Source organism: Flavobacterium ginsenosidimutans (genome assembly GCF_037478105.1).
In the GTDB taxonomy this organism is placed as follows: Bacteria; Bacteroidota; Bacteroidia; order Flavobacteriales; family Flavobacteriaceae; genus Flavobacterium; species Flavobacterium ginsenosidimutans.
Window position 1 is genome coordinate 882044 of the sequence record NZ_CP147988.1, and the last position, 16651, is coordinate 898694.

Here is a 16651-nt window from a genome sequence, read left to right on the forward strand (position 1 = left end):
TTTTTTTAAAAAGTTACATTTAAACCTAAAGTAAAACCTCTTGTAGTTGGATATTTATCTCTATTATCTACTCCTTGCGACAAAACATTATCTCTTGGAATCTCAGGATCTAAACCTTTGTACTTTGTAATTACAGCCAAATTATTTGCTGAAGCATACATACGCATTGCACTAAGGAATTTATAAGGTTTAACATCAAAATTATAAGTCAATGTTACATTATCAACTTTTACATAATCTCCTTGTTCTAGATAGTAACTAACATATGTTTGGTTGTAGTTTAAAACCGCTTTATCATATACTTTATCAAATGCAGAATTCAACATATTATAATTGATCGTAGGATTTTCATAAAACATACGTTGAGAGTTCAAAATTTGATAATCGAAAGCTCCTGTCATAACAACACTTAAATCGAATTTTTTGTATGTAAACGTATTGGTCCAACCTGCATTATAATTTGGTATTCCGTTACCTAAATACTGTTTATTAGCATCATTATACAAATCTGGTGTCAATGTTTTTCTAGTTCCATCTGAAGTTTCAATGATCCATTTTCCATCATCTGTAATATCAACCGATTTTAGTCCCCAATAATTCCCAATAGATTGTCCAACTTCTAATCTATGTGTTGTAAATGAAATTGGATCTCCTGTATCTCCTGTATTGATAAAGTTTCTATCAATGCTATACAAATCATTTGAAAGACTTGTTAATTTATTTTTGTTGTGAGAGAAAGTCATAGAAGAATTCCACATAAAATTCTCGGTCTTAACTGGAATTACATTTAACAAAAGCTCAAAACCTTTATTTTCCATTTTTCCAACATTGGCAGTAATGCTTGAATATAAGTATGGAGGTGTTGGCACACTATAATCCCATAACATATCGCTTGTTTTTTTACTGTAAACATCAAAACTTCCGCTGATTCTATTATTTAGGAAACCAAAATCAACCCCTATGTTTACCTCAGCTGTTTTCTCCCAGCGCAAATCAGGATTCGGGTTACTTGCTGGCACTAAACCTTTTACCCATTTTCCGTCATTAAAGAAATAGCCGTCGTAATTGTATAAAGTTTGAGACAGATAAGATTCGCCAGGAATTACTCCTGTAACACCATAACCTGCTCTTAATTTTAAATTATTTATAGCAGTAGCATCACTTAAGAAAGATTCTTTGTTGATACTCCATCCTGCTGAAACAGCTGGAAAATTACCCCATTTATGATTTTCTCCAAACTTAGAAGAACCTTCTCTTCTGATACTGAACAATACATCATATTTATTATCAAAATTGTAATTTGCTCTACCAAAGAAACCAATTAATTTATCATCATTTTTATAACTTCCCATAGATGCTTTTCCGTCAGAAAGTGCATTCCCTGCTCCTAGATTATTATATGAGAAAGCGTCTGTTGGAAAATCAAAATTATAAGCTGAAAAACCTTCATTTACAGTATACTGATAACTGTAACCACCAAGCAATGTAAACTCGTGTTTATCAATTTTCTTATTGTATTTAGAAGTAAGCTCTACATAATCTCTATCAGTTTGCCCAGTAGTTCTTGAAGCAACTCCATTTCTTCCGTTTATGGTATTCGAATAATGCTTTTTAGTTTCAGCATATCCATCTAAACCTGAATTTTTATTTTTAGCAAGCAAAGCACTTACATCCCATCCTGGCAATAAATCTAGCGTTAAATTAGCTGTAAACCTCTGCCAAGTGCTTTGTCTGTCTTGTTTTGTTTCATTTAAGATTGCAACTGGATTGTAATACTGAAATCTATTAGTTTCTGCATAAGTCCCGTCATCGTTATAAACAGGAGCAGTAGGATTTCTAATCATAGCTTGTCTGTAAGCATAACCTGCTGTCTCAGGAGAAATTCCCATTTTTTGAGTTCCATTCAATAAATTCAAATTAATTTTTAATTTATCATTGAACATTCTATGATTAACATCAAATGAAAATCGATATTCCTTATTAAATGTTCCATTGAAAACTCCTGTTTGGTTTACATAATTTAAGTTTACAGTATAATTCGTTTTTGCTGTTCCGCCTTTAAGGTCTAAATTATGATTTTGAGCAAATCCGCTTCTTGAAATTTCATCTAACCAATCTGTCGTAGCGCCTTCATCTGTAAAAGGAACTTTGACACCTTGTGACATCAAACTTCTTAGTCCATTCGCATCTAAAAAATCTGCTTTTTTAGCAAAATTCGATACCGTGGTAAAAGTAGAATACGTCATAGTAGGCTGCATCTCTTTATTGACTGTTTTTGTTGTAATTAAAATTACTCCATTAGCACCTCTTGTTCCATAAATTGCCGCTGCCGAAGCATCTTTCAATACATCAATAGAAGCAATTTCGTTAGGAGAAACAGTATCGATTCCTCCAGGCACACCATTAATTAAAACCAAAGGAGTAGTTGAGCCTTTTAAAGAAGATACACCACGTAACGAAATATTTGGAGCGGCAGAAGGATCTCCAGAACCAGTACTAATTGTCAAACCAGCAACTTTTCCTTTTATAAGATCTGAAGCATCTCTAATTGCTCCTCTCGTAAAATCTTTTTCTTTAATACTGGCAATAGCACTCGTAACTCTTGATTTTTTTTGCGTACCATACCCGACTACAACAACATCAGATAATTGTTCTACACTTTCGAGGAGCACTACTTCTACTTTATTATTTGAAACCGTGACTTCTTGGGTTATAAAGCCCACATAAGAAACAACCAATTTAGAATTTGGTTTTTGAATTGTCATCTGGAAATTACCATCAAAATCTGATAATACACCATGATTAGATGTATTCTTTTCTATAATTGATACTCCTGCAATAGGAACTCCATGAATATCTTTTATAGAACCTTGAATCTTTGTTTGTGCAACGGAAGTTAAAACCGTTAAAAGAAAAAAAATGGCAAATCCCAGTTTTTTCTTTAACATTTTATTTCCAAAATTTTGCAATACTGAATGGTTAGTAAAATTCATAGCTTTTTGGTTTTTTGGTTTTTGTTTGGTTAAAAAAATAAATCTTTAAAACACAAAAGGTTAATTGTGTATTTTAAACACTTGTAAAGTTAAATGATAACCAATCTTAGGAAAGCCAACAATTTATCCGAAAGCTGTATTATATTATCCTGTTATTATGTTTTTTGAATCAAAACCGAATAAAAAAAATATTATTAAAAAAAATTATGTTAATTCTACACAATAAAAGCTGCTAAATTTTAAAATACCTTAAAAAAACATCAAAATTAGACACTCAAAATAATCAAGTTGTAAGATTTATTCAAAAAAACGAGATATTGATAAAAATTGAAGCCCATCACAATTAATTTATATTAATTTTTGATGGGCTTTTTGGCATTCTAATATTAACTCTACTTTTCTAACCAGTGACTCAATATATTTTTCTGATTATCATTACTTGATTCTAAAACATGAAAGGAAAATTTTCTAGTTTTAGAAACTGCATCAAAATTCTCATTCAATTGTAAACCTGCATATTGTAGGTAATTATTATAATCAATCTCTTTTGTTGTGTAAACGTACTCGAAGATATTTTTTAATGAGCAGCCGGCAATCTTTTCGCAAGATTCTTGAAATTCAGCATCTGTAAATCCGCGCTGCAATTTTTTATAATACTGCCAATACAAAAGGCGCATTACATCATCTAACGTTTTTTGATTTTGGGTTGCTTTACGAATAGCAAAATCAAGCACAAGACCAACAGCTGGCCCTTTATCATAATAAGAAATAGATTTATCAGCATTTTCTCCCTGCTTACCAAAAGGTCCGTCGCTCCAAGTTTCGAAACTTGATTGAGTTAAAGATTGAAAATTTCGTCCCGGAGAATTCTCAAAAGCATCGATACTGTTTTCCAAATTATTAAATAAGGTTTGAGTATTTACAAGTCCCGCTCTCTTTACAATTAAATATTCATAATAAACAGATAAGCCTTCACTTACCCATAATAGATTTGTTTTGCTTCCTTGATCATAATCAAAAGGACCCAATTCAAAAGGTCTGATTCTTTTTACATTATAATGATGAAAATATTCGTGAGCTAAAAAACTCATCATTCTGTTCATTGCCTCAGGTTTATCCAAATCAGAGCCATCAAAACTAACTGTTGTATTATTAAGATGTTCGATTCCGCCTTGTCCTGGACCAATGCCTATAAATGTATATTGCTTATAAGGAATATCACCAATTATCGCAACAGCCGATTCAACAACCTTTTTTAGATTGTCCATAAATTTTACTTTATCAAAATCACCCATTTTATACCCTGAAAAGCGATGTTCGATTCCGTTGACTTTAAAAGAAGGCAGTTCTTCTAAATCTCCAATTAATATTGGACAATCATATAGAATATCAAAATCAGGAGCTTTAAATTCATTCGTTTTTCCTGCAATTGGCTCTAAACCTGTTGCAATTTTAAAGTCTTTTTTGATTCCGTTTATTTTTACAGAAACTGGAATATTTAGATGCTCGTTAATGTAGACAAACAAACTATTTGGAATTATGTAAGCGTGTGATGCATCTAGATAACTATTGGCTACAAATTGCTTATCTGCCTTTACATCATAACTTAAAGTGAATGGTTTATTTTTTGCAACTTTAATCTGCCAACTGTTTTCATTCAGTATTTTTACACCTATATTTTTACTATTTGCTTTTGCAGTAAAATTTTCTACCATTTTACTGTAATTCATTAATTGATAATAACCCGGCATCCAATTTGGCAGTTTAAAATCGATCGTTTCCTCTTGCCATCCACTGCAATACAATTCTATATGAAAATAATGATTTTCAGGATTTGGCATCGAAACTACATATTGCAAAACAGGCTGCTTAGTCTGTGAAATCGCAGATTGAGCAACTCCCAAGAAAACAGAAAATAAAAGTAAGAAAACAAACAATTTTCTTTCTTTATAATATGATAAAAGAGATTTCATAATTTTTATTTATTGCCTTTATTTACAAAATAGTAATAGATTGGAATTCCTAAAAGTACAATTGCCAACCCTGGAATCGAAGAATTGTATTTATAAATCAAGAGCATAATACAAATAGTCAAAGCCGCAACGATATAAATAAAAGGAAGTATTGGATAACCTATTGCTTTGTACGGACGATCTAAATCTGGTTTTGTTTTGCGAAGTCTAAAAATTCCTGCAATGGTTAAAATGTAAAATATTAAAACTACAAAAATTACATAATCTAAGAGTTCATTATATTTTCCGCTTAAACAAAGTACAGATGCCCAAATACATTGAATCCATAACGCTTTTTCTGGCACTCCGTTTTTATTTAAATGAGCTAATTTTTTAAAAAACAATCCGTCTTTTGCCATCGTATGATAAACACGCGCGCCTGAAAGTATTAATCCGTTATTGCATCCAAAAGTCGAAATCATTAATAATATTGCGATAATGTAAGTTCCAGAACTTCCAAAAATATGCTGAGATGCCACAACTCCAACACGATCGTTTTCTGCATTTGCAATTTCATTTATCGAAAGAACAGATAAGTACATCATGTTGGTTGCAATGTAAATTACAGTTACAATCAAAGTGCCTAAGAAAAGGCTTCTCCCAATATTTTTAGAAGGATTTTTTATTTCGCCAGCAATAAAAGTGACATTATTCCAGGAATCACTGCTAAACAAACTTCCGACAAGACTTGCCGCTAAAGCTCCCATTATAGCAAATCCTGAATAAGGAACCAGCGTATTTCCTTCTATTTTATTTACAGAAAAACCAGTGCTCCAATTCGCTTTCCAGATATCAGCTTTAGCTGCAAGTGTAAAACCAAAAATGATAAGTCCGAACAATGCAATTAGTTTTACCAGCGTAAAAATAGTCTGAATCATTTTTCCTTCTTTTACACCTCTTGTGTTAATGTAAGTTAGAAAAACAACCAAAATTATAGACGTTAATTGTGCAGCTGATATTTGCAAAAAATTCAAATCTATGATAATATTTTTTTCGCTTAAGGAAGGAAAAACATAAGCTGCAAATTTGCTAAAAGCTACACCAACCGCCGCAATAGAACCTGTTTGTATTACTGCGAAAAAGCTCCACCCATATAAAAACCCTGTAAGCGAATTAAAAGCTTCTTTTAAATACACATATTGTCCGCCAGCTTTAGGAAACATGCTGCTTAATTCTCCATAACTTAATGCTGCAGCTATTGTTAGAAATCCAGTAAACAACCAGATTAATAATAATGCACCCGCCGATCCTACATTACGTATTATATCTGCACTAACAATGAAGATTCCTGATCCAATCATAGAACCAGCAACAATCATTGTGGCATCTAATAATCCTAATGATCTTTTGAAATTATTTTTTTCGGTTGTTGATTCCATATTTCCTTGTTTTTGTTTTTTGTTTTGAATGAAAATCTGTTTTTAGAATCTTTGTTTACCCAAACCTTTCTACTTCAAAAGCATCTATATCGATACTTGTAGTTTTTCTATTTACTATTTCTGAAACCAATTTTCCTGTTCCTGGACCAAGACTTAATCCCATCATAGAATGTCCAGTTGCAACAACAACATTATTGTATTTTTTAATTCTGCCAATATATGGAAGACCATCAGCAGAACATGGTCTGTAACCGTACCAAATATCTTCGTCTGCTGGTTTTTGAATATCAAATTCTGGCAGGAAATCTTTAACTGCATTCAATATGCCGTTTATACGATGGTACTGCGGTTTTTCAGTTGTAGGCACAACTTCCATTGTGCCTCCAAATCTAATTTTGTTGCCATCCATTGGTGCTATTGCTACTCTACCTTCTGCCAGAATCATTGGATGATTTACTTTATAGTCTGAATCTTCTAATGTTATGGAATATCCTCTTCCTGGCATAAGAGAAACTTTAGCATTTACTAAAGCAGCAATTTCTTTAGTCCATGCTCCTGTCGCAATTACAATTTCATCTGCATCGTAAGAATCTTTATTAGTAATTACTTTTTTTACAGCACTGTTTTCTTTTTCAAAAGAAACAACAGTTTCTCCAGATTGAAAATGAACACCATTTGCTAATAAATGTTCTTTTAAAACCTTCATTAATTTATTCGGATAAATATGCGCATCGCAATTAAACTGAACAGCTCCAATTGCATTAATTTTTGTCTGAGGCTCTAATGCCTGTAAAGCTTCATAATCCAATAAATTTACATCCAAACCTAATTCTCTCCCTTTCGAAACAGTATGTTCTGCGTGTTTTGCAACAGCTTCTGTCTGAAAAACTTCCAGCATTCCTTTGTGTTCGTATGCAAATTCAAATCCCGGAATTTTTTTCCATTCCAAAAATTCATTCTGACTCAATAATGATATATCTCTAAGCGGAATAGCCGATTTACTCACATTTGTTTCTGTAGCACTTTTTATAAAATTAATTCCCCAATCTAGTAATGCTTTATTAAAAGAAGGCTTTACATAAAACGGACTTTTAGAGTTAAACATCCATTTGAATCCCTGCCACACAATTCCAGGTGCTGCCAATGGTATAAAATGACTCGGACAAACGTATCCTAAATTCCCATAGGAACAATTGTTTTCAAAATTATCTTTATCTATTACGGTAACTTTACAGCCACTTTGCTGTAAATAAAATGCCGAACTAAGTCCTATAATTCCTCCGCCTATTACTACTACATGTTTCATAAATGTGCTTATATCTAAATTAAAGTTTGTAAAATTTCCAACTGGTTTTAAAATCTCTCTGCAACGACTGATTGGTTAACAATGCTCTTAACAATTCAATTGGCATGGCATTTTCTCTCAAAATAGCATCATGATATTGCTGATACGTCATTTTACCGCTTGTGACTAATTCCTCTTTTAAGGCAGTAAACTGCAATCCGCCCAACATGTAAGCAATTTGATATAACGGACTATAACCGCCAACAAATGATCTACGTACTTCACCTTCAGCATTCGCGCGTTCGTGTCCTACTCGATCGACTAAAAAATCAATACATTGCTGCGGAGTCCATTTTCCTAAATGATAGTTTAGAGAAAAAATAATTCGTGCACATCGATGCATTCTCCAAAATAACATACCAATTTTATCTTGCGGCGTCTGAGGAAATTTCAAATCCCACAACAGCATCTCCCAGTACAATGAATTTCCTTCAACCCAAAATGGAGTATCAAAATGACGATAAGCTTTGTATCGATCTCTCATAAATTGTTGTAAATGATGACCTGCAATTAATTCATGATGAATGGTCGCTCTTGAAAAATTGGGATTATTTCCACGCATACTCATCATCTTCTCGCTGTAAGACATGGTACTCGTTGGGTAAGAGATTATAAGAGATTCTCCCCCTAGAAAAAATGGATTTATTTTTTGTGCTTCAGGAGACATCATATACATGCGCCAACTTTCTTCAGCAATTGGCGGTATGGTCAAAAGATTATTATGTTTTAAAAAATCTACCGACTGATTGTATAAATCAAGCATTGCCTGTGGTTGGTCTCCAGGCGCAACAAAAGAATTTTTAACTTTCTCCTGCGCTGCTTTCCAATTGTCTCCAAAACCCATTTCGCGTGAAGCTTTTAATAATTCCGCATCACACCAAGCAAATTCTTTGTTTGCAATAGCAACCAATTCTTCTGGTGAATAAGACATAAATTCGGTCTGCAATTGGCGAATTAATTCTTCTCGTCCTATTGGATTTCCAACAATACCGCTTCCGTCGTCTTTTTGCGTACTAGTATCTTTTCTTTTTGATTTTAATAGAATTGCATATTCTGCCAAAACTGCATCAACTTCAGTATAAGTTTTAGGAACCCACCAAGAAAACAACGGATCGTAGCCATTATAAAAGTCAAAATAATTCTTCAAAATTTCCTGTAAACCTTTCGCAGTTAAAACTGCAAATTCTGAAGAAGCTTTATCTAAACCTTCTATTTTTTCGACTTTTTTGATTTGCTCTTTAATTGCAATTCGTAAGTCTTCTAATTCTTTTGCTACTGTTTCTCCATTAACTTTTAAACCTCTTCGGCGTGGTTTTTCTAAAGCATAAATTTTTTCATCAAAAGGAAAATAGACTTTTATCTTATCGTATAATTTCTGCTGCTGTACTAATTCATATTCCTCGCCGCTTAAATTTCTGCTAAATAAAATATAGTCTACTTTACCATTGATGTTCATGGCGTCAAAATTTAATCCTTCGAGTGTTTTTTTATAATCCGAAATTAATTGCAAACGGCGGTTTCTTCGTTCGGGAGTATTGTAGTTACCTTCATTATATTGTACGCCAAAAGTATCTGCATTGCTATTGGTTGCATAAAAACGCATAATGCTTCCTTTGTCTGCTTCATAATGCACCATCGTATTGTTTACTTCACTGGTTTGCAAATACAAATCTGAACTGAAATTCTGTGCAAAAGAAGATACTGGCTTTATAAAAATTAAAAAGACTAAGGCGAGAAAAAAACTGGTTCTATTTTTTTTGGTTTTAATCATTGTGGTATTTTGGTATAGTTAAAGACTCCGAGTTTTTACTGATTTAGTTCATTACTATTTCGGCTTGGAGGATCTACTCCTAATAAATGTTTTACAAAAAAATCACGTTTTCTCTGTCTTCCATAAGGTCCGCCATCACTATGACCAACGCCTGGCAAAGGCAGAAATTCGAAAGTTTTTCCCGCTTTTATCAAAGCATCAGCAACGCGATACGTAGATTCTGGCGGTACATTTTCATCGGCTTCTCCAATCACTAATAATAAATCTCCCGTAAGTTTGCCCGCATTTGTAACATTTGATTGTTCTTGATAATGCTCTCCAACAGGATATCCCATCCATTGCTCATTCCACCATTGTTTATCAACCCGATTGTCATGACAGCCGCAAGCCGCTACTCCTGCTTTATAAAATTCTGGATGAAATAATAAACCGCCTAAAGCATTTTGCCCGCCGGCAGAAGTGCCATACAATCCAACTCTAGAATCATCGACATACGGATATTTTTTTGCCAAAGCTTTAATCCATAAAATTCGATCTTCAAAACCTGCGTCTTTCAAATTCTTCCAGCAAACATCATGAAAAGCTTTTGATCTATTTGCTGTACCCATTCCGTCAATTTGTACGACTATAAATCCTAACTGAGCCAAACTCTGCATCTCAGTCGTATAACGATCCATAAAGTTTTTGGGAACAAAAGAATCCTGCGGACCTGCATAAATACTTTCAATTACAGGATATTTTTTATTCGGATCAAAATCTGCGGGACGGCATATTATTCCCCAAATATCTGTAACGCCATCTCTGCCTTTTGCATGAAAAGGTTCTGGCAAAGACGTTCCTGTAGCGATATAAGCGGCAGCATCTGATTTTTCAAGATCCATTATTTTTTTTCCATCCAAAGTGCGATGAAGTTCTATGATCGTCGCCACATTAGGCTCTGAATAAGAGTCTACGTAGTATTGTTTGTTTTTCGAAAAAGCAACAATATGATTCCCTTTCGCAGGAGTAAGATTTACTAATTTCTTTCCATCAAAACCTATTCGGTAATTATGAAGATAATATGGATCTTCATTTGAGTTCATTCCGCTTGCCGAAAACCATATTTCTCTTTTCTTTTCGTCAATGCTATCTATACTTCGTACAACCCATTCTCCTTTAGTAATTTGTTTTTCCTTCCCTGATATCGCATCAATTAAATACAAATGTCTCCAACCATCTTTTTCTGAAGACATTACAACTTCATTACTTTCTTTCAGATAATGTGTAAACAATCTTGATTCGTAAATAAAAGTATCTGTTTTTTCATCTACTATAGAACGCGTTTCGGCAGTTTGAGCATTCACTTCAAAAATTCTAAATCTTTGATGGCCACGATCTACTTTTTCGAAAGTGAAATAATTAGGATTATCTTTTCTCCAATGCAATTCTGGAGCATCAAAAAAATCAATAATCGGAGTATTTACTTTTGCTGTTTTTTGATTTTCAACATGAAACAAGAACATTTCATAAGTTGTAAAAGGATCTCCCGGCTGTTTGTAAGGCTGAGAATGCAATTCTCCTCGAGTGGTATTGGCTACCGATGTTAAAACATAATGAACTGGTAAATCGGTAACAGGAGTAATATGATAACCTACAATATATTTGCTGTCTGGCGCCCACGATAGAGAACCATACGGTTTTTCTTTTGTACCGTCTTTTGTAAATTGAATCGCATCTCCGCCAGCAATTGGCTTTATAAAAACATTATTATCTTTTATAAAAGCAAGCCATTTTTTATTGGGCGAAATGCTATCTGTCTGAAAAGAATTCCATCTTTGCCATTGCCGATTTAAGCTTGGATATTTCGTAATATCTTTAGGCAAAGAGTTGATTTTTTGAATACTGTAATCTGAAAGCTTTACCTGATAATAATCTTTATCATATTTTAAAGCTATTGAACTCGTTTTTGCATCATAATTTATGCTGTCAATAACAAGGCTTTTTTGAGGGATTTTTTTTTGCGTAAAATTGGTTATGGCAGATCTTAATTTAGGTTCATCAAAGAAGATACTTTTTGTTCCTTTTTCGGCATCAACCAAAATGTATTCGATAAGACTATCTTTTAAAACATTCGAATACCAAAATGTTTTTTGATCACTTTGCCATTGCGCTCTAATGCTGGTCTTAAAAACTGTATTTTTTACTGCCGCATCAAGCAAAAGTGCTTTTTTATATCGTTCCAAAATTTCGGCTTTTGAAGGCTGATAAGGTATCATTCCTTTATTCTGCGAATATAAATTACAGTTAAGAAATGATACTAAGAAGGCAAAAATGAGTAAATTCTTTTTCATAGTTATTTAAATACAAGGAGACTTCCCTATTTAATTATAGAAACAAAAATAAGTTTGCCAATAGAACTAGAAACCTCCAAAAGCAGGCTTAAAAGTCCTATTCACGATTCTGCAAAAACTAAAAAACTGTTAGTTCAAGAAATTTGAATTACAACACCTGAAATCCATGTGCGTATGGATCATCTTCTTCATCAATAATTATGGTATTGTAACCATAAACTTTGGCCCATCCTTGTATGCTCGGAACAATTGCTTTTATATCTCCAATTGCAGTTTCTTCTTCTATTCTTCCAACAAACTTGCTTCCGATATAACTTTCATGTATAAATTCATCTCCTTTTTTAAGCAGTCCTTTAGCATGCAATTGCGCCATTCTCGCCGATGTTCCTGTACCACAAGGTGATCTGTCTATAGCTTTATCGCCATAAAAAACAGCATTTCTGCCTGACGAAGTCGGATCTAAAGGTGTGCCTGTCCATAACATATGACTCACATCTCTGATGGTATCATTTTCAGGATGAATAAATAAATTTGGATATTTTTCATTAATTCTTGCTCTCACAACCTGACTGTATTGCACAATTTTACTAGCTGTAAAATCTTGAATCCCAGAAAAGTTTTTTTGCGGATCTACAATGGCATAGTAATTTCCGCCATAAGCAACATCAAAAACTAACTCGCCTAATTCTGGGCAATCTATAGTTAAATTTTCTGCCGCTAAATACGATTTTACATTAGTCAATTTAACCCATTCTACTTTTTTACCTACTTGTTTGTACTCAATTTTAACTAAGCCAGCAGGAGCTTCCATATTTATTTTTCCTGGAACTTTTGGACTAATTAATCCTTCTTCAATTGCGATCGTAATCGTACCAATTGTACCGTGTCCACACATTGGCAGACAACCTGATGTTTCGATAAACAAAATACCAAAATCGTTCTCAGGATTAGTTGGCGGAAATAAAATACTTCCGCTCATCATATCATGTCCGCGAGGTTCAAACATTAATCCTTTTCTAATCCAATCATATTGGCTTAAAAAATGCTGTCTTTTCTCGCTCATGTTTGCCCCAATTAAATTTGGGCCTCCGCCAGCGACTACTCTAACTGGATTACCGCAAGTATGTGCATCTACACAAAAAAAAGTTTTTCTAGCCATGTTTAAATTGAATCTCTTGTTTGAACATTATTAACTAATCTTGAAATTCCAAGCGGATTTTCATTTTGAAGCGCTTCTGGAAGTTTATTGTTTGGCCAATTTTGATAACTAAAAGGTCTCACCCATCGTTTAATTGAACCAATTCCCACTGCCGTAAATCTAGAATCTGAAGAAGAAGGATACGGTCCGCCATGCACCATAGACGGACATACCTCAACTCCAGTTGGTAATCCGTTAAAAATTATTCGCCCAACACGATTTCCTAGTGCCTCTACTATTTCTTCATAATTTTCAATCTCATTTTCTTCTGCCAAAATACTACCAGTCAACTGGCCTTCTAGTTTTTCAATTATAGTAACCAATTCAATTTCGTCTTCACATTGCACTAATATTGAAAAAGGGCCGAAAACTTCACGATGTAAAACTGGATTTTCTAAAAAGATTTTGCCTGAAACGGTAAGTAATTTTTGTGAAGCATAATTTGGATTATCAGTTTCAGCATATTCTGCTACAATTTCAATTCCGTCTTGTGAACTTAACAGCTCATTATTCGACTTATAATTTTTATAAATAGATGGATTTAACATGCAGCTTGGCGAAATTTTTAAAATTTCAACAGCCAGCTGTTCTGTAAAAGTTTTTAAAGAATCGCTTTTAATTCCAAGCATCAATCCAGGATTGGTACAAAATTGTCCCGCGCCCAATGTTACAGAACCAGCACACGCAACGGCCCATTTTTCAGAATTATGCTTCAATGCTTCTGGCAGGATTACAACAGGATTTATACTTCCCATTTCTGCAAAAACCGGAATTGGCTCTTCACGTTTTGCGGCTAAGTCATATAAAGAACGTCCGCCTTTTATACTTCCCGTAAATCCGATTGCCTTAACCAAAGGATGTTCCACTAATTTGACTCCAACTTCAATACCACTACTATTTAAATTAGAAAAAACTCCTTCTGGCATATTCGTTTTTTGAGCTGCTTTAATTACTGCCGAAGCCACCAGTTCTCCCGTACCAGCGTGCATTGGATGACTTTTTACAATAACTGGACATCCAGCAGCCAACGCAGATGCTGTATCGCCGCCAGCAGTAGAATAAGCGAATGGAAAATTACTGGATCCAAAAACAACTACAGTGCCTAAAGGTCGCATCATTTTGCGCAAATCTACCTTTGGTAATGGCACTCGGTCAGGAATAGCTGTGTCGATTGTTGCCTCTACCCATGAACCTTCAGCTACTAAATCAGCGAAAGCGGTTAATTGCCCTATAGTTCGTCCTCTTTCTCCTTCAGCACGTCCTCTTGGCAAACCAGATTCTTGACAATATACGTCTAACAAGCTATCTCCTAAAGCTAAAATCTCATCTGCAATTGCTCTTAAAAACAAAGCTTTTTCTTTACCAGTACATTTCTGAAATGTTAAAAATGCTTTATTAGCAAGAGCTGTCGCTAATTCGATTTCTTCATTACTTGCTTCGGTAAACTGCCAAGGATTATCTACGTTTTGCTGCGGATTAAACGTTTTGAAGGTTTTATCGCCACTAGCTGACAACTGATTTCCTATGTAATTTTTTCCAGTAATCATGTATTCTTTATTATAGGGTTAAGTAATTCTAAAAATTGAAAAAGTTTCAAAAAACTTTTAATTACAGGCTTTTATATTCTGGCAATGTTGGTCTATTTTTTAATGAATTATCAATAATTGCCAAAACACGTTCTCTTTCAGCTCCCATAAGCGGTAACCTTGGCGCACGTACATATTCCGTTCCTAATCCTGTTCCCACTTCGGCTAACTTAATATTTTGAACTAACTGAGCATTTATATCCAATTCTAACAAAGGCAAAAACCAACGGTAAATTGTCAATGCTTCTTGAATTCTGCCCGCTTTAGCTAGTTTATAAATGGCAACCGTTTCTTCTGGAAATGCATCTACAAGACCACCAACCCATCCGTCAGCGCCCATCAATAAACTTTCTAAACCTAATGTATCAACTCCTGTAAGGACTTTCAATCTGCTTCCAAATCGGTTAATGATTCTGGTTACATTTGAAATATCTCTCGTAGATTCTTTCACTGCTTGAATATTATCTAATTTTAGAAGTTCTTCAAACATATCCAACGTTACCTCAATCTTGTAATCAACTGGATTGTTGTAGATCATAATTGGTAAAGAAGTATTTTTAGCTACTTGTGTAAAATATTCAACAGTTTCAAAATCGGTAGCTTTATATCGCATTGGAGGCAGCATCATTAAACCTCTTGCTCCATTAGCTTCGGCTTTGTTTGCAGCTTCAATAGCTCCGCGAGTTGTTTGTTCTGCAATATTCATAATTACAGGAACCTTTCCATCAACTATGCGAACTGTTTCAAGAATTAAATCTTGTTTTTCTTCTTCTAAAAGAGTACTCGCCTCTCCTAAAGTTCCTCCAAGAATAACGCCTTCTACTCCAGCATCTAATTGATAATTAAGATTTTTTTCAAACATTTTAAAATCTAAAGTGTCTTCAGCTGTAAAATTTGTGGTAACAGCTGGCATTACCCCTTTCCATTGAATATTCATAATTTATTTATTTTTATTTATTTCAAAGGTATCGAGGGGTACCAAAAATTTCACCTAAGAATATTATCAAAAACCTATACAATATTATCTCATTTGTAACATTTTAACAAAAACTAGATTAATTTTAATTCATCTTTTATTAATTTTTATATCTTTCCGTAAAATATAAAAAAATAAGTACGCAATGAAAGTTTTTCCATTTAAAATACCGAAATCAAGTGAAGAAGCATTTATTTATCAAGAAGACTGCGAAACTATTTTTTATGACAAATACCATCAGCATGAAGAGATTCAAATTAGTTATATAAAGAAAGGAGAAGGTAAAATTTTAGTTGGAGATATGATTACCGAATATCAAAAAGGCGACATTATTATATTAGGAAGCAATTTACCTCATGTTTTTAAAAGTGATATTTCTGAAAGTAGAGGAATGTCTGTCATGCTTACCGTCTTTTTTACCGAAAATGGTTTTGGAAAAGACTTTTTCAATTTACCAGAATTAAATATAGTAGAGCCTTTTTTTACTGCCATTAAAAATGGAATACAAATTAGAGATGCAAAACCATCTATTATAAGAAAGTTTAAAAAATTTAAAGAAGCTGATAAATATGATCGCTTTATTCTTCTGATGTCTATGCTAAAAGCCTTTAGCCAATCAGACAAAAAACATCTTTCTAATTATGTTTTCAACAAACCTTTTACTGACGCCGAAGGAAAACGAATGCAAATGGTTTTTGATTTTGTTATGACTCATTATCAAAAAAATATCACTCTGGACGAAATTGCTCAGATTGCAAACATGACCAAAAATGCTTTCTGCAAATATTTTAAAACACGTACTAAAAAGACTTTTTTCCAATTTTTGATTGAAATAAGAATTGAACACGCTGCAAAACTTCTTATAAAAAACAAGGAATTATCGATCATAGAAATTTCGGAATTAAGCGGATTTAATAACATTTCAAATTTCAACAGAAAATTTAAAGAGATCAAAAAGAAAACGCCTTTTGAGTTTAAAAATTCACTCATTAAATCATAATATATTTTCGGCCATTTTAAGTAATATTCTATTATATCTTGATAATAAAAGCCTAGCTTTA

10 protein-coding genes are annotated in these 16651 nt (G+C 33.5%); 1 reads left to right on the plus strand and 9 read right to left on the minus strand.

Features of this window, described 5'->3' with window-relative positions; all coding sequences use genetic code 11:
- Window positions 1–5: 5 nt before the first annotated feature.
- The 9 genes from V6624_RS04150 to V6624_RS04190 form a co-directional block, all read right to left on the minus strand.
- Window positions 6–2993 carry a SusC/RagA family TonB-linked outer membrane protein gene (locus tag V6624_RS04150; protein ID WP_338840956.1) on the minus strand — a complete coding sequence of 996 codons (2988 nt, stop codon included), beginning with the start codon at window positions 2991–2993 and terminating at the stop codon, window positions 6–8.
- Between the two features lie 392 nt (window positions 2994–3385).
- Complete coding sequence (locus tag V6624_RS04155) at window positions 3386–4966, minus strand: hypothetical protein (protein ID WP_338840957.1); 1581 nt, start codon at window positions 4964–4966, stop codon at window positions 3386–3388.
- Window positions 4967–4971: 5 nt separating this feature from the next.
- The gene (locus V6624_RS04160) at window positions 4972–6384 is read right to left on the minus strand and encodes an APC family permease (RefSeq protein WP_338840958.1); all 1413 of its coding nucleotides are present in this window, start codon (window positions 6382–6384) and stop codon (window positions 4972–4974) included.
- Window positions 6385–6439: 55 nt separating this feature from the next.
- On the minus strand, window positions 6440–7690 hold the full coding sequence (locus V6624_RS04165; RefSeq protein WP_338840959.1) for an FAD-binding oxidoreductase: 1251 nt from the start codon (window positions 7688–7690) through the stop codon (window positions 6440–6442).
- 19 nt (window positions 7691–7709) lie between these two features.
- Window positions 7710–9500 (minus strand): DUF885 family protein, encoded by a 1791-nt coding sequence (locus tag V6624_RS04170; protein WP_338840960.1) that lies wholly within the window; start codon window positions 9498–9500, stop codon window positions 7710–7712.
- A 35-nt stretch (window positions 9501–9535) separates the two neighbouring features.
- The gene (locus tag V6624_RS04175) at window positions 9536–11830 is read right to left on the minus strand and encodes a S9 family peptidase (protein WP_338840961.1); all 2295 of its coding nucleotides are present in this window, start codon (window positions 11828–11830) and stop codon (window positions 9536–9538) included.
- A 148-nt stretch (window positions 11831–11978) separates the two neighbouring features.
- Window positions 11979–12989 (minus strand): 4-hydroxyproline epimerase, encoded by a 1011-nt coding sequence (locus V6624_RS04180; RefSeq protein WP_111287798.1) that lies wholly within the window; start codon window positions 12987–12989, stop codon window positions 11979–11981.
- Window positions 12990–12991: 2 nt separating this feature from the next.
- On the minus strand, window positions 12992–14575 hold the full coding sequence (locus tag V6624_RS04185) for an aldehyde dehydrogenase (NADP(+)) (RefSeq protein ID WP_111287800.1): 1584 nt from the start codon (window positions 14573–14575) through the stop codon (window positions 12992–12994).
- Between the two features lie 61 nt (window positions 14576–14636).
- The gene (locus V6624_RS04190) at window positions 14637–15551 is read right to left on the minus strand and encodes a dihydrodipicolinate synthase family protein (protein WP_111287802.1); all 915 of its coding nucleotides are present in this window, start codon (window positions 15549–15551) and stop codon (window positions 14637–14639) included.
- A gap of 184 nt (window positions 15552–15735) precedes the next feature.
- Between V6624_RS04190 and V6624_RS04195 the strand changes: the two genes are divergently transcribed.
- Window positions 15736–16590: an AraC family transcriptional regulator gene (locus V6624_RS04195; protein ID WP_111287804.1), complete on the plus strand. Its 855-nt coding sequence runs from the start codon at window positions 15736–15738 to the stop codon at window positions 16588–16590.
- Window positions 16591–16651 lie beyond the last annotated feature (61 nt).

Coding starts and splice junctions, on each gene's coding strand:
- V6624_RS04185 (WP_111287800.1), bottom strand. CDS start 14,575: ATGATTACTGGAAAAAATTACATAGGAAATCAGTTGTCAGCTAGTGGC.
- V6624_RS04150 (WP_338840956.1), bottom strand. CDS start 2,993: ATGAATTTTACTAACCATTCAGTATTGCAAAATTTTGGAAATAAAATG.
- V6624_RS04190 (WP_111287802.1), bottom strand. CDS start 15,551: ATGAATATTCAATGGAAAGGGGTAATGCCAGCTGTTACCACAAATTTT.
- V6624_RS04180 (WP_111287798.1), bottom strand. CDS start 12,989: ATGGCTAGAAAAACTTTTTTTTGTGTAGATGCACATACTTGCGGTAAT.
- V6624_RS04165 (WP_338840959.1), bottom strand. CDS start 7,690: ATGAAACATGTAGTAGTAATAGGCGGAGGAATTATAGGACTTAGTTCG.
- V6624_RS04175 (WP_338840961.1), bottom strand. CDS start 11,830: ATGAAAAAGAATTTACTCATTTTTGCCTTCTTAGTATCATTTCTTAAC.
- V6624_RS04195 (WP_111287804.1), top strand. CDS start 15,736: ATGAAAGTTTTTCCATTTAAAATACCGAAATCAAGTGAAGAAGCATTT.
- V6624_RS04155 (WP_338840957.1), bottom strand. CDS start 4,966: ATGAAATCTCTTTTATCATATTATAAAGAAAGAAAATTGTTTGTTTTC.
- V6624_RS04160 (WP_338840958.1), bottom strand. CDS start 6,384: ATGGAATCAACAACCGAAAAAAATAATTTCAAAAGATCATTAGGATTA.
- V6624_RS04170 (WP_338840960.1), bottom strand. CDS start 9,500: ATGATTAAAACCAAAAAAAATAGAACCAGTTTTTTTCTCGCCTTAGTC.